Origin of the sequence: Curtobacterium sp. BNK-1, assembly GCF_048685235.1 — a bacterium.
GTDB classification, from domain to species: Bacteria; Pseudomonadota; Gammaproteobacteria; order Enterobacterales; family Enterobacteriaceae; genus Pantoea; species Pantoea agglomerans.
In genome coordinates, this window is record NZ_JBLQTJ010000001.1 from 2070525 (window position 1) to 2083780 (window position 13256).

The window sequence follows — 13256 nt, forward strand, 5'->3', positions numbered from 1 at the left end:
CCTCATGCTCCATTCAGGCAGCTTTCATACTGGCTCGACAGTTGTGAGAGGAATTTCACATAGCTGTCTTTGGCTAAGCTGATGTCTGTTCCCAGGGGATCGAGCGTGCCTTTACGCACCTGCGTTCCGCGGGCGACAGCATCGATGACTGCTGGCCTGAATTGTGGCTCAGCAAAGACGCAGACCGCCTTTTGCTCAACCAACTGTGTTCGTATCTGATGTAAACGCTGAGCGCCCGGTTGAATTTCAGGATTGACGGTAAAGTGCCCGGTGGGCGAGAGACCGTATTGTTTTTCAAAGTACGTGTAAGCGTCGTGAAAAACGAAATATCCTTTATTTCTGACCGGAGCGAGTTGTGCGCTAACGCGTTTGTCCGTGTCCGCCAAAGCTACCTCAAACTGCTGGAGGTTGGCGTCAAGTTTGGCTTTATCTTGCGGCATAAGTTCCAATAATTTTCCATGGATTGCAACCGCGGTCTTGCGCGCAATCTCTGGCGACAACCACAGGTGCATATTAAACTCGCCGTGATGATGGTGATGGGCATCGGCCTCCTGTTCTTCGGATTTTTCCGCTGTGTGTTCATCTTCATCTTCACCACCGCTAATCAATAACGGTTTTACCCCGTCGATGTTCACCATCGCGAGGTTTTTTTGGGCCGGAAGTTCAGCCGCAGACTTCGCCATAAAGGCTTCCATTTCAGGCCCGACCCATACAACTAAGTCCGCGTTTTTTAAGCGTTTTGCATCTGAGGGCCGCAGGGAATAGTCGTGTTCAGAGGCACCGTCCGGTAGCAGAACATCAACCGGTGTGACACCATCGGCAATGGCCGCAGCGATAAACCCTACCGGTTTGAGTGAAGCCACGACATTCGCCTGAGCTGGAAGGGTTAACGAAGCTGTAACGGAGAAAGCAGTTAAGGCGAAAATTGCGCCCTTTTTATTATGTAACATATTGCGTCATTCCATCGTGACCATGAGGTGGAATGTGATATTATAACATTCGAAATTCTGTGCAACCTGTAAATACTATGACCTCACTTGTCACACTCGATAATGTTTCGATAAAGTTTAACCAGCGCAATGTGTTATCCGGTGTCAGCCTGGCACTGCAGCCTGGCCGCATCCTCACCCTGCTGGGTCCTAACGGTGCCGGAAAATCAACGCTGGTGCGTGTGGTGCTGGGACTGCTCGCTCCCACCACCGGTAGCGTTAAGCGTGATCCTGGACTGCGAATTGGCTATGTGCCACAGAAGCTGCACATCGACCCGACCCTGCCGGTGACGGTTGAACGCTTTATGCGTCTGACCCGTGGCAGCAAAAACGCCGAGATCCTGCCGGCACTGAAACGCGTGCAGGCGGGTCACCTGCTCAACGCCCCGCTGCAAAAGCTTTCCGGTGGTGAAACCCAGCGTGTGCTGCTGGCGCGCGCCCTGCTGAATCAGCCTCAGTTGCTGGTACTCGATGAGCCTACCCAGGGTGTGGATGTGAATGGTCAGGTGTCACTCTATGACCTTATCAATCAGTTACGCGTTGAACTGAACTGCGGCGTACTCATGGTCTCCCACGATCTGCATCTGGTGATGGCCAAAACCGACGAAGTGCTGTGCCTTAACCATCACATCTGTTGTTCCGGCACCCCGGAAGCGGTATCGCAGCATCCGGAATTTATCGCCATGTTTGGTCCGCGCGGCGCGGAGGAGCTGGCGATTTATCGTCATCATCATAATCACCGTCACGACCTTCAGGGACGTATCGTTTTACGCAAAGGACAGGGTCCATCATGATTGAGTTGTTATTACCGGGCTGGATAGGCGGTGTGATGTTAGCGCTGGCTGCCGGTCCGCTGGGATCGTTTGTTGTCTGGCGCAAGATGTCCTATTTCGGCGATACTCTGGCACATGCCTCTCTGCTGGGCGTGGCATTTGGCCTGCTGTTTAACGTGAATCCTTACTACGCGGTGATTCTGGTTACGGTCTGCCTGGCGCTGGGACTGGTCTGGCTGGAGCGTCGTCCACATCTGGCTATCGATACCCTGCTGGGGATTATGGCGCACAGCGCGCTGTCGCTGGGCCTGGTGGTGGTCAGCCTGATGAAGAACGTTCGCGTCGATCTGATGGCTTATCTGTTTGGCGATCTGCTGGCGGTGACGCCAGACGACCTCTGGATGATGGGTGGCGGCGTGGTGATCGTGCTGCTGGTGATGGCATGGCAGTGGCGGTCGCTGCTGTCGATGACCATCAGCCCGGAACTGGCCCAGGTGGACGGCGTCAATATCCAGCGTACCCGTCTGATCCTGATGCTGGTCACGGCACTGACTATCGGAGTGGCAATGAAGTTCGTGGGTGCGCTGATTATCACCTCACTGCTGATTATCCCCGCTGCGACCGCTCGTCGCTTTGTGCGTTCACCGGAAGGCATGGCGGCCGTCGCCGTAGTCATCGGGGTGATTGCCGTCACCGGCGGCCTGACCTTCTCCGCCTTCTACGACACCCCTGCCGGGCCGTCAGTGGTGCTCTGCGCCGCCATCCTGTTTACTTTCAGTATGGTCCGGAAACCAGCAGTCTAATTACTCTTCGCGCGTAATGCCGAAGTGACGATAAGCGTGCTGCGTGGCCATCCGGCCACGCGGTGTGCGCTGAATGAAGCCCTGCTGAATCAGGAAGGGTTCAATCACATCTTCGATGGTTTCGCGCTCTTCACCAATGGCAGCAGCCAGGTTATCCAGCCCCACCGGCCCACCCATAAATTTGTCGATGATCGCCAGCAGCAGTTTACGGTCCATATAATCGAACCCTTCGCTGTCTACGTTAAGCATATCCAGCGCGCTGCAGGAGACTTCACCGCTCAGGTCACCATTTGCCCGCACTTCGGCGAAGTCACGAACGCGGCGCAGCAGGCGGTTGGCGATACGCGGTGTGCCGCGGGCGCGACGGGCGATCTCTAACGCCCCTTCGTCACTCAGCGCCAGACCCAGACAGGCGGCGCTGCGGCCCACGATGTGCTGCAAATCTTTAACCTGGTAGAACTCAAGCCGCTGCACAATGCCAAAACGATCGCGCAGCGGCGAGGTCAGCGAGCCAGCACGCGTAGTGGCGCCAATCAGGGTAAACGGCGGCAGATCGAGCTTGATTGAGCGCGCAGCCGGGCCTTCGCCAATCATGATATCCAGCTGATAATCTTCCATCGCCGGGTAGAGTATCTCTTCCACCACCGGTGAGAGGCGATGGATTTCATCGATAAACAGGACGTCATGCGGTTCAAGGTTGGTCAGCATTGCCGCCAGGTCGCCCGCCTTTTCCAGCACCGGACCTGAGGTAGTGCGAAGATTGACGCCCATCTCGTTGGCCACGATGTTCGCCAGGGTGGTTTTACCCAGTCCCGGCGGACCGAAGATCAGCAGATGATCGAGCGCATCGCCGCGCAGTTGCGCTGCCTTGATGAAAATCTCCATCTGCTCTCGCACCTGCGGCTGACCGACATACTCGGTCAGCATCTTCGGGCGAATAGCGCGGTCAATAACCTCTTCTTCGCTGATACTGGCAGCGGAGATCAGGCGGTCGGCTTCTATCATGACTTACCTCAAATGGCGGCGCGTAGCGCTTCGCGGATCAGGGTTTCGCAATCCGCATCCGGTCGACCGACTTTACTGATCATACGGCTCGCTTCCTGCGGTTTATAACCCAGTGATACCAGCGCTGCAACCGCTTCGGCTTCCGCATCATTGGTTTCCGGCTCGGCGCTCGGCGTGGTGAGCGTAAAGGCAGAATCGCCGCCAAACAGGTCGCCGTGCATTCCTTTGAAGCGGTCCTTCATCTCGACCACCAGACGCTCAGCCGTTTTTTTGCCCACGCCTGGCAATTTCACCAGTGACGCAATCTCCTCTTTCTCAACAGCGGTCACAAACTGCTGCGCCGACATGCCGGAGAGGATCGCCAGCGCCAGCTTAGGTCCGACGCCATTCACTTTAATCAGTTCGCGAAACAGCGCGCGCTCCTGCTTGCTGTTAAAACCAAATAGCAGCTGCGCATCTTCACGCACCACAAAGTGGGTAAAAATCACCGCTTCGTGCTGAAGTTCAGGCAACTCATAAAAACAGGTCATGGGCATATAAATTTCATAGCCGACGCCGTGTGCCTCAAGCAGCACCAGTGGCGGCTGCTTTTCCAGAATATTGCCCCGTAAACGACCTATCACCTGAACGCTTCCTTAACTAACGAATGTGGCGGATTTTATAACATAAAAAAGGCTGGATGAATATCCAGCCTGTGAGTGCGGCCTGAGCGATGACGGCTAACCTGAGCGTAACCGTCCGCGCGTCAGCACCAGCTTACTGTCACTCATGCGAGCCGCATTCTGAGCCACATGACAGTGCGTAATGGCAATCGCCAGCGCATCGGCGGCATCCGCCTGCGGGTTCGCCGGTAGCTTCAGCAGGGTTCGCACCATGTGCTGCACCTGACTTTTCTCGGCGCTGCCGATGCCAACCACGGTCTGTTTTACCTGACGGGCGGCATACTCAAACACCGGCAGATCGTGGTTTACCGCGGCAACAATCGCGGCACCACGCGCCTGGCCGAGCTTCAGTGCGGAGTCTGCATTCTTCGCCATAAACACCTGTTCAATGGCGAAGAAGTCGGGTGAAAACTGCGTAATGATTTCACAGACGCCCGCATAAATCAGCTTCAGACGGGCGGGCAACTCGGTGGTATTAGTACGGATACAGCCGCTGCCCAGATAAGTGAGCTGGCGGCCAGTCTGACGAATAACACCATAACCGGTGATGCGTGAGCCGGGATCAATACCCAGGATAATCGACATTACGCCTCTTTGGTTAAAGTGATTACGGCAGACGCCATTACAGCGTTTCCGCTACCTCGTCGGAGATTTCACCGTTGTGATAGACCTCCTGCACATCGTCGCAATCTTCCAGCATGTCGATCAGACGCAGCAGTTTAGGTGCGGTTTCCGCATCCATTTCGGCTTTGGTGGTCGGGATCATCGCCACTTCTGCAGTGTCCGCTTTCAGGCCGAGTGCTTCCAGTGCATCACGCACCGTACCCATCTCTTCCCATGCGGTGAAGACATCAATTGCGCCGTCGTCATAGCTGACCACATCTTCTGCGCCTGCTTCCAGAGCCGCTTCCATCACCGCATCTTCATCCTGACCCGGCGCATAGGAGATCACGCCTTTTTTGTTGAACAGGTAAGCCACGGAGCCGTCGGTGCCGAGATTCCCGCCGGTTTTGGTGAAGGCGTGACGCACTTCGCCCACGGTACGGTTACGGTTGTCACTCAGGCATTCAATCATGATGGCCGAGCCGCCAGGACCGTAGCCTTCATAGATGATGGTTTCCATGTTGGCATTGTCATCGCCGCCCACACCGCGCGCGATAGCGCGATCCATGGTGTCACGCGTCATATTGTTCGCCAGCGCTTTATCCATCGCTGCACGCAGGCGCGGGTTTGAGCCCGGATCGCCGCCGCCCAGCTTGGCCGCCGTCACCAGCTCACGAATGATTTTGGTGAAGATTTTGCCGCGCTTGGCATCCTGCGCCGCTTTACGGTGTTTGGTGTTTGCCCACTTACTGTGTCCTGCCATTTTAAATTTTCTCCGATCTTTTACAGGGTGCAGGCTATCCTGCTTGCGAGCCTGTTTACCGTCCGTACGCATACAGGTGACTGACAACCTGAATGCCCCGAGGGCGAGCGTCGCGAAGCATCCTCACGTACAAGCGTACGCTGACGACGTCGCGCGGGCGGTGAACAACCTCACGGTGCCGATTACGCCTGACTGTTCAATATGTTGGTGAAGTCCTGTTAAAACTCACCAGATTCATAAAATTTAATCTATCCGCCGCCGGAATACCGGGCGATGGCGAGCATTCAGATAAATTCTTCAATTGCCTGGCGGTTACTCCATGATCGGGTTAATGCTGCAGCGTCAGCGGGTGCCATCCAGCGAAACGCCAGATGCTCGGTGAGCATCACATCGCGCTCCGTCGGCAGTTGCAGGCGAAACCAGTGCTCGTGATTATGGGTGACATCAGGGGCGTAGCGATGGCGGAAATGGGGAAAGATTTCAAAGTCGATCTGACGCTGACAATCCTCCACCTCCAGCCGCTCGGCCAGCACGTCGATGCCGATTTCCTCATTCACTTCACGACACGCGGTCGCCAGCGGTGACTCTCCCGCCTCCAGGCTGCCGGTGACCGACTGCCAGAACGTGGGATCGTCACGCCGCTGCAGCATCAACACCCGGCCAGTATCGCGCGCCGAAATGACGACCAGCACTGAAACCGGGTGTTTATAGCCCATTATTTATTCTCAGGCTTTTCTTTTTTAACGACCTGAATGCCGAGCTCCAGCAGGGAAGCCGGATTAGCTTCGCTTGGCGCTTCGGTCATCATGCAGGCGGCCGCCGTGGTTTTCGGGAACGCAATGACGTCACGAATATTATCGGTGCCGGTCAGCAGCATGGTCAGACGATCCAGACCAAAGGCCAGGCCCGCATGCGGTGGCGTACCGAACTTCAGCGCATCCAGCAGGAAGCCAAACTTCTCACGCTGCTCATGCTCTTCGATACCCAGAATGCTGAACACCGTCTGCTGCATTTTGCCGTTGTGGATACGCACTGAACCGCCGCCCACTTCATAACCGTTGATCACCATGTCGTAGGCATTCGCCACGGCACGGGTTGGATCGGCGGCCAGCTCTTCTGCGCTCATCTCTTTTGGCGCCGTGAACGGATGGTGCATCGCAGCCAGACCGCCCTCTTCGTCCTCTTCGAACATCGGGAAGTCGATCACCCACAGCGGTGCCCAGGCTTTCTCATCAGTGATGTTCAGCTCGCGGCCCACTTTCAGGCGCAGCGCACCCAGTGCATCCGCGACTACTTTGGCGCGATCGGCACCAAAGAAGATAATGTCGCCATCCTGAGCGCCGGTGCGGCTCAGAATGCCTTCCACGATCTCCGCATTCAGGAATTTGGCAACCGGGCTCTGCACGCCTTCCAGGCCGTCAGCACGGACATTAACCTTCATCCACGCCAGACCTTTGGCGCCGTAAATCTCCACGAACTTGCCATATTCATCAATCTGCTTACGGCTCAGCTGTGCACCGGTCGGCACGCGCAGCGCGGCAACACGGCCCTTTTCATCGTTAGCCGGACCAGAGAAGACCTGGAACTCCACGTTTTTCAGCAGGTCGCCGACGTCCACCAGCTCCATCGGGTTACGCAGATCCGGTTTATCAGAACCGTAGCGATGCATCGCTTCCGCAAAGGTCATCTGCGGGAACTCGCCGAGGTCAACGCCCTGCACGTCCTGCCACAGATTGCGGATTAAACGCTCCATGATTTCACGCACCTGTGGCGCGGTCATAAAGGAGGTTTCCACGTCGATTTGGGTAAATTCTGGCTGACGATCGGCACGTAAATCTTCGTCGCGGAAGCATTTAACGATCTGATAGTAGCGGTCAAAACCGGACATCATCAGCAGCTGTTTAAACAGCTGAGGTGACTGCGGCAGCGCATAGAATTTGCCTTTATGTACCCGGCTTGGCACCAGATAGTCACGCGCGCCTTCCGGCGTCGCTTTGGTCAGCATCGGGGTTTCGATATCCAGGAAACCTTCGTCATCCATAAAGCGACGAACGAAGCTGGTGATTTTTGCGCGGGTTTTCAGACGCGTCACCATCTCAGGGCGACGCAGATCCAGGTAGCGGTACTTCAGGCGCGCTTCTTCGCTGTTGGTCTGATTCGAGTCCAGCGGCAGTGGCTCAGAGCGGTTAATGATGGTCAGTGCCTGGGCAAACACTTCCACTTCACCGGTCGCCATGTCGCTGTTTTTGTTCTTCTCATCACGCGCACGCACGGTACCGGTGATCTGGATACAGAATTCGTTACGCAGTTCAGAAGCCAGCTTAAATGCGTCCTGGCGATCGGGATCAAAAAACACCTGCACGATGCCTTCACGGTCGCGCATATCGATAAAAATCAAACTGCCCAGATCGCGACGGCGGTTTACCCAGCCGCAAAGCGTGACTTGCTGACCCACATGAGACAGATTGAGCTGTCCGCAATATTCTGTACGCATAACACTATCCTTTTAACTTCGCCGCTGCATCTGACAGCATCCGGCCGCGTTACCTGTTGCGATGCTGTCGCAAAAATGGCGGTCATTATAATGGAAAAAGCCAGACAGGATAAGCAGATCCGCGCCAAAGCGCCGATTTCCTCTGTGCATTTGCCCCCCAGCCTGACCATAGCGGATAATGGGGTATCTTAATCTGCAGCCAGGAGCGCGCGTGACACTTCGTATTGGCCTGCCCCAGTGGCAGCATTCACACTGGAAACGCTGGGGCATCAAAAGCCTGGCGGACTATGCCCGCTATTTCCATTGTGTAGAGGGAAATACCACGCTCTATGCGCTGCCGAATCCAGAAACGGTGATGCGCTGGCGCGATATGACGCACGATGCGTTTCGCTTCTGCTTTAAATTTCCCAATACCATCAGCCATCAGGCGGCGCTGCAGCACAGCGACGACCTGCTGACCGATTTCCTGCGCCTGATGGAGCCGCTGGCCGATCGCATCGGTCAATACTGGCTGCAACTGCCTGCCAGCTTCTCTCCGACGCAGCTCGACGACCTGTGGCGTTTTCTCGACAGCCTGCCGCGCCGTTTTCACTACGGCGTCGAAGTCCGCCATCCCGCTTTCTTCGCTAAAGGGGATGCCGAACGGGCGCTGAATCGCGGCCTGCTGGCCCGCGGCATCAATCGCGTGATGCTCGACAGCCGTCCGGTTCACGCCTCTACCTCGCAAAGTCCGGCCGCGCTGGTAGCCCGCGCGCAAAAACCCCGGGTGCCGCCTCATGCATTGCGAACAGGCTCACAGCCGATGGTGCGGTTTATCGGCAGTGACAGCGTGGAAGAGAGCGTGCCGCTGTTTCAGATCTGGCGTGACAAGCTGACAGAATGGCAGCAACAGGGCGACGCCATGCTGTTTCTGCACACGCCCGATATGGGTCAGGTCTTTCCGCTGGTGCAGGCGCTCTGGCCGCAGCTACAACAGATCGATCCCGGCATAGGTAGCGGACCGGACTGGCCGCAGCAGACGTCACTGTTTTGATTCCTGCCCAGGACAGCGGGCTGCACGCCCGTTAGAATAGAAGCATTATGGACAGTCGCAGGGGTGGCTATGGTTAGCGCGTTATATGTGGTGATGGGTGCATTACTGGTGATGAAATTCACGCTGGACGTGGTCCGCTATCGCCGATTCTACCGTGTGGCGTATGGCGATGGCGGCTACCACGACCTGAAAGTGGCGATTCGCATTCACGGCAACGCCATCGAAACCATTCCGCTGGCGCTGTTTCTGCTGGTAATGATGGAGATGAACGGTGCCGATATCTGGATGGTGCATCTCACGGGTCTGCTGTTCTTTATCAGTCGCCTGCTGCACGCCTGGGGTTTGCGCAGCAGCGCCATGGCAGGCCGCAAATATGGCATGCTGCTGACGCTGTTTTCCCTGTGCGGCATGGTGATTTTTAACCTGATCTATATGCCGTGGGAACTGGTGCTGACGCTGCATTAAGCTGGCCTGGGTTAAGGGGTGCAGCCCGCCCCACTTTCTGCGAGAATAGCGCCCTTTCCGTCGTCTCTTCGGATTTTCGATATGTCTGACCGCGATCAACTCTTCTCAGCGCCCATTGCAAAACTGGGCGACTGGACTTTTGACGAGCGTGTAGCTGAAGTCTTTCCTGACATGATTCAGCGCTCGGTGCCGGGCTACTCCAACATCATTTCGATGATTGGCATGCTGGCAGAACGTTTTGTTACCCCGGACAGCAAGGTTTATGACCTGGGCTGCTCGCTGGGCGCGGCCACCCTGTCGGTGCGCCGCAATATTCAGGTGCCGGGTTGCCAGATCATCGCAGTGGATAACTCCCCGGCGATGGTGGAGCGCTGTCGTCGCCATCTTGATGCGTTTCGCGCGGACACACCGGTAACGGTGCTGGAAGCGGATATCCGCGACATTGAGATTGAGAACGCCTCTCTGGTGGTACTCAACTTTACACTGCAGTTTCTGGAACCGCCTGCGCGTCTGGCGCTGCTGGAAAAGATCTGGCAGGGACTGAAACCGGGCGGCGCGCTGGTGCTGTCAGAAAAATTCAGTTTTGAAGATGCCGAAGTCGGTGAGCTGCTGTTTAACATGCATCACGACTTCAAGCGCGCCAACGGCTACAGCGAACTGGAAATCAGCCAGAAACGCAGCATGCTGGAAAATGTGATGCTGACTGACAGCGTTGAAGCTCATAAAGCCCGTCTGAAACAGGCCGGTTTCTCGCACGCCGAACTCTGGTTCCAGTGCTTTAATTTTGGATCTCTGGTGGCGTTGAAATGATCGACTTTGGCCGTTTTTATCAGCAAATTGCGGTGGGACCGCTGGCGAAGTGGCTGGAAGTGTTACCGGCGCAAATCAGCGAGTGGCAGCGTGAAAACCTGCATGGGCACTTCCGCGACTGGTACAAGTCGCTGGAGTATCTGCCCCTGCTGGAACCTCAAAAGCTTGACCTGCTGCACAGCGTTACTGCCGACCGCGATGACATCAGCGATCGCCATCGTCAGGGTATTGAGAAATTACTGCGCAACCTGATGCCGTGGCGTAAGGGGCCCTATTTCCTTTATGGCACCCACATCAACACCGAATGGCGATCTGACTGGAAGTGGGAGCGCGTGCTACCGCACATCTCTCCGCTGGCCGGCCGCACAGTGCTCGATGTGGGCTGCGGCAGTGGCTATCACATGTGGCGGATGATTGGCGCGGGTGCCCATCTGGTGGTCGGCATCGATCCAATGCAGCTGTTCCTGGTGCAGTTCGAAGCGGTGCGTAAGCTGCTGAACGACGATCGTCGGGCGCATATGCTGCCGCTGGGCATTGAGCAGTTACCGGTATTGCAGGCGTTCGATACCGTGTTCTCGATGGGCGTGCTCTATCACCGCCGTTCGCCGCTCGATCACCTGTTACAGCTTAAGAATCAGCTGGTCAGCGGTGGCGAACTGGTGCTGGAGACGCTGGTGATTGAGGGCGATGTAAATCAGGTGCTGGTGCCCGGTGAGCGATATGCGCAGATGCGCAATGTCTTCTTCATTCCCTCAGCTGAAGCGCTGAAAAGCTGGCTGGAAAAAAGCGGCTTTGTCGATGTCCGGATTGTCGATTTCGCCCTCACTACCACTGAAGAGCAACGCCGTACTGACTGGATGACCAGCGAGTCTCTGGCTGAATTCCTCGATCCCGATGACCCCAGCAAAACGGTCGAGGGCTATCCGGCGCCTCTGCGCGCCGTGCTGGTCGCCACCAAACCGTAATGCCCTAGCGGCGAGACAACGCCAGTTTCGCCGCAAATCCTATAAACACACAGCCGGTCAGGCGATCCATCACCTTCAGCACCCGCGGTTTGCGCAAATGACCGGCGAAATAGTGGCTGCCGCCAATCAGTACCGCATTCCAGATCAGCCCCAGCAGCATGTGTGCCAGCGCCATCAGACTACACCAGAGCGCCACCGACGCCCCCGCCGGGATAAACTGTGGCAAAAAACTCACATAGAAGATGCCCACTTTGGGGTTTAGCAGATTGCCCAGCAGCCCGCGGCTGAAACAGGCAAGATAGCCCTGTTGCAGCGCCGGTTGTTGCGAGTCGATTGCTGCCTGGCGGGGTTTCAGCAACAATTTCAGCCCCAGATAAAGTAACCAGGCGGCACCCAGCCACTTAAGCAGGTTATAGGCCATTTCGGAGGCCAGCAGCAGCGCGCCTAATCCGAATCCCACCGCGACACCCCAGACCAGACAGCCGAGCGTGATACCCAGTGCCGTCACGCTGGCGCGCTTTGCGCCCTGAGCGACTGCTGAGCGCAGCACCAGCGCGGTATCAAAGCCCGGTGTCAGCGTCAGTATGGTGATGGCAAACAGAAATGAAAACAGCGTGGTGGTCATAGCGTTCTTCCTGGAGGTAACAGCCGGTCAGCAGCGTATGGGTGTCCTGCCAGCGTAACAGGCCCGTAGAATTATCTCACCCTGGACACTCTCCCTGTTCGTCAGCGTGTGCCAGGCTAAGGGCGGTTTAACTTCATATTAAGGAGCTGTGATTATGAGTAAATTTATCTTCTCTTCACCCCGTAAATATGTGCAGGGCGCGGGCGTGCTGGATGAGCTGGGTCCCTATGTGGCCGAACTGGGTGATAACGCTTTCCTGGTCGCGGATGATGTCGTCTGGAAATTGATTGGCGAACGCGCCCAACAGGCGCTGCAAAAGGCGGGCGTTACCTTCAACTGGCACCAGTTCAACGGCGAGGCGTCGAGCAATGAGATCACCCGTCTGAGCCAGCTGGCGAAAAACCAGGGCTGTAACGTGGTTGTCGGGCTGGGCGGCGGCAAAACGCTGGATACGGTTAAAGCGGTGGCGGATGAGCTGAAGCAGCCGGTAGCCATCGTGCCTACTATCGCCTCCACTGATGCCCCCTGTAGCGCGCTGTCGGTCATCTATTCTGACAGCGGCGTATTTGAGAGCTATCGCTTCTACAGCAAAAATCCTGATTTGGTGCTGGTGGACACCGCAGTTTGCGCCAGTGCACCAGCACGACTCTTTGCCTCCGGCATTGCCGATGGACTGGCGACCTGGGTTGAAGCGCAGGCGGTGGCGCGTTCGCATTCAAAATCGATGGTCAATGGTGATCCGACAATTGCCGGACTGGCGATTGCCCGTGCCTGTGAAGAAACGCTGCTTACCTGGGGTTACAGCGCCTATGTTGCCGTCACCCAAAAACGAGTGACGCCCGCCGTGGAAGCGGTGGTTGAGGCGAATACGCTGCTATCAGGGCTGGGTTTTGAAAACGGAGGGCTGGCAGCTGCGCACGCTATTCATAATGGGTTCACCGCGATTGATGGTGATATCCACCATCTGACCCATGGCGAGAAAGTCGCCTACGGCACACTGACGCAGATGGTCCTTGAGAAGCGTCCGGATGAGGACATTGCGCGCTATATCCGCTTCTATCGCTCGATCAACATGCCGACCACGCTCCGGGAGCTGCATCTGGAAAATGAGAGCTGGGAGAATCTGGTCAAAGTGGGTGCACTGGCGAACAGTGAGGGCGACACGCTGAAAAACCTTAATCCAAACCTTTCACCGGAAGATATTGCAAACGCGCTGCTGGCGCTGGATGCCTTTAGTCAGACGGTTAAATAGTCACCCGACAGGCG

At 56.4% G+C, this 13256-nt stretch carries 15 protein-coding genes; 7 read left to right on the top strand and 8 right to left on the bottom strand.

What is annotated here, in order from left to right; all coding sequences use genetic code 11:
* Positions 1-2: 2 nt before the first annotated feature.
* Positions 3-950, bottom strand: coding sequence for a zinc ABC transporter substrate-binding protein ZnuA (gene znuA / locus ACMGGP_RS09850; RefSeq protein WP_033757918.1), 948 nt, complete (start codon positions 948-950; stop codon positions 3-5).
* A 77-nt stretch (positions 951-1027) separates the two neighbouring features.
* On the opposite strand from znuA, the gene znuC reads away from it, so the two are divergent.
* Together znuC and znuB are read left to right on the top strand one after the other, a co-directional pair.
* Positions 1028-1783, top strand: coding sequence for a zinc ABC transporter ATP-binding protein ZnuC (znuC, locus tag ACMGGP_RS09855; RefSeq protein ID WP_022625516.1), 756 nt, complete (start codon positions 1028-1030; stop codon positions 1781-1783).
* A complete protein-coding gene (gene znuB / locus ACMGGP_RS09860) occupies positions 1780-2565 on the top strand; it encodes a zinc ABC transporter permease subunit ZnuB (protein WP_498798395.1) in 786 nt (261 codons plus the stop codon). The genes znuC and znuB overlap by 4 nt, the downstream gene beginning before the upstream one ends.
* Here the strand turns inward: znuB and ruvB are convergent, their stop codons facing one another.
* The 6 genes from ruvB to aspS all read right to left on the bottom strand — a co-directional run bounded on the left by ruvB (position 2566) and on the right by aspS (position 8092).
* Positions 2566-3570, bottom strand: a complete 1005-nt coding sequence (ruvB, locus tag ACMGGP_RS09865) for a Holliday junction branch migration DNA helicase RuvB (RefSeq protein ID WP_010258640.1) — start codon at positions 3568-3570, stop codon at positions 2566-2568. It abuts the gene before it with no gap.
* An 8-nt stretch (positions 3571-3578) separates the two neighbouring features.
* A complete protein-coding gene (gene ruvA / locus ACMGGP_RS09870) occupies positions 3579-4193 on the bottom strand; it encodes a Holliday junction branch migration protein RuvA (protein ID WP_010670803.1) in 615 nt (204 codons plus the stop codon).
* A gap of 96 nt (positions 4194-4289) precedes the next feature.
* On the bottom strand, positions 4290-4817 hold the full coding sequence (gene ruvC, locus ACMGGP_RS09875) for a crossover junction endodeoxyribonuclease RuvC (RefSeq protein ID WP_003849205.1): 528 nt from the start codon (positions 4815-4817) through the stop codon (positions 4290-4292).
* A 37-nt stretch (positions 4818-4854) separates the two neighbouring features.
* The gene (locus tag ACMGGP_RS09880) at positions 4855-5598 is read right to left on the bottom strand and encodes a YebC/PmpR family DNA-binding transcriptional regulator (protein WP_010258633.1); all 744 of its coding nucleotides are present in this window, start codon (positions 5596-5598) and stop codon (positions 4855-4857) included.
* 284 nt (positions 5599-5882) lie between these two features.
* Positions 5883-6314 (bottom strand): dihydroneopterin triphosphate diphosphatase, encoded by a 432-nt coding sequence (gene nudB, locus ACMGGP_RS09885; protein WP_033769243.1) that lies wholly within the window; start codon positions 6312-6314, stop codon positions 5883-5885.
* The gene (gene aspS / locus ACMGGP_RS09890) at positions 6314-8092 is read right to left on the bottom strand and encodes an aspartate--tRNA ligase (protein ID WP_010258624.1); all 1779 of its coding nucleotides are present in this window, start codon (positions 8090-8092) and stop codon (positions 6314-6316) included. The genes nudB and aspS overlap by 1 nt, the downstream gene beginning before the upstream one ends.
* 211 nt (positions 8093-8303) lie before the next feature.
* Here aspS and ACMGGP_RS09895 point away from each other — a divergent pair, with 211 nt between their 5' ends.
* The 4 genes from ACMGGP_RS09895 to cmoB all read left to right on the top strand — a co-directional run bounded on the left by ACMGGP_RS09895 (position 8304) and on the right by cmoB (position 11365).
* Positions 8304-9125, top strand: coding sequence for a DUF72 domain-containing protein (locus ACMGGP_RS09895; protein ID WP_498798396.1), 822 nt, complete (start codon positions 8304-8306; stop codon positions 9123-9125).
* Positions 9126-9194: 69 nt separating this feature from the next.
* A complete protein-coding gene (locus ACMGGP_RS09900) occupies positions 9195-9590 on the top strand; it encodes an MAPEG family protein (RefSeq protein ID WP_498798397.1) in 396 nt (131 codons plus the stop codon).
* Positions 9591-9671: 81 nt separating this feature from the next.
* Positions 9672-10400, top strand: coding sequence for a carboxy-S-adenosyl-L-methionine synthase CmoA (cmoA, locus tag ACMGGP_RS09905; protein WP_010258614.1), 729 nt, complete (start codon positions 9672-9674; stop codon positions 10398-10400).
* The gene (cmoB, locus tag ACMGGP_RS09910; RefSeq protein ID WP_010258611.1) at positions 10397-11365 is read left to right on the top strand and encodes a tRNA 5-methoxyuridine(34)/uridine 5-oxyacetic acid(34) synthase CmoB; all 969 of its coding nucleotides are present in this window, start codon (positions 10397-10399) and stop codon (positions 11363-11365) included. Before cmoA ends, cmoB begins: the two co-directional genes overlap by 4 nt.
* Before the next feature lie 4 nt (positions 11366-11369).
* Here the strand turns inward: cmoB and ACMGGP_RS09915 are convergent, their stop codons facing one another.
* Positions 11370-11990 carry a LysE family translocator gene (locus ACMGGP_RS09915; protein WP_033757930.1) on the bottom strand — a complete coding sequence of 207 codons (621 nt, stop codon included), beginning with the start codon at positions 11988-11990 and terminating at the stop codon, positions 11370-11372.
* A gap of 154 nt (positions 11991-12144) precedes the next feature.
* On the opposite strand from ACMGGP_RS09915, the gene ACMGGP_RS09920 reads away from it, so the two are divergent.
* On the top strand, positions 12145-13242 hold the full coding sequence (locus ACMGGP_RS09920; RefSeq protein WP_010258605.1) for a glycerol dehydrogenase: 1098 nt from the start codon (positions 12145-12147) through the stop codon (positions 13240-13242).
* Positions 13243-13256 lie beyond the last annotated feature (14 nt).

Coding starts and splice junctions, on each gene's coding strand:
- znuA (WP_033757918.1), bottom strand. CDS start 950: ATGTTACATAATAAAAAGGGCGCAATTTTCGCCTTAACTGCTTTCTCC.
- znuC (WP_022625516.1), top strand. CDS start 1,028: ATGACCTCACTTGTCACACTCGATAATGTTTCGATAAAGTTTAACCAG.
- znuB (WP_498798395.1), top strand. CDS start 1,780: ATGATTGAGTTGTTATTACCGGGCTGGATAGGCGGTGTGATGTTAGCG.
- ruvB (WP_010258640.1), bottom strand. CDS start 3,570: ATGATAGAAGCCGACCGCCTGATCTCCGCTGCCAGTATCAGCGAAGAA.
- ruvC (WP_003849205.1), bottom strand. CDS start 4,817: ATGTCGATTATCCTGGGTATTGATCCCGGCTCACGCATCACCGGTTAT.
- ACMGGP_RS09880 (WP_010258633.1), bottom strand. CDS start 5,598: ATGGCAGGACACAGTAAGTGGGCAAACACCAAACACCGTAAAGCGGCG.
- nudB (WP_033769243.1), bottom strand. CDS start 6,314: ATGGGCTATAAACACCCGGTTTCAGTGCTGGTCGTCATTTCGGCGCGC.
- aspS (WP_010258624.1), bottom strand. CDS start 8,092: ATGCGTACAGAATATTGCGGACAGCTCAATCTGTCTCATGTGGGTCAG.
- ACMGGP_RS09900 (WP_498798397.1), top strand. CDS start 9,195: ATGGTTAGCGCGTTATATGTGGTGATGGGTGCATTACTGGTGATGAAA.
- cmoA (WP_010258614.1), top strand. CDS start 9,672: ATGTCTGACCGCGATCAACTCTTCTCAGCGCCCATTGCAAAACTGGGC.
- cmoB (WP_010258611.1), top strand. CDS start 10,397: ATGATCGACTTTGGCCGTTTTTATCAGCAAATTGCGGTGGGACCGCTG.
- ACMGGP_RS09915 (WP_033757930.1), bottom strand. CDS start 11,990: ATGACCACCACGCTGTTTTCATTTCTGTTTGCCATCACCATACTGACG.
- ACMGGP_RS09920 (WP_010258605.1), top strand. CDS start 12,145: ATGAGTAAATTTATCTTCTCTTCACCCCGTAAATATGTGCAGGGCGCG.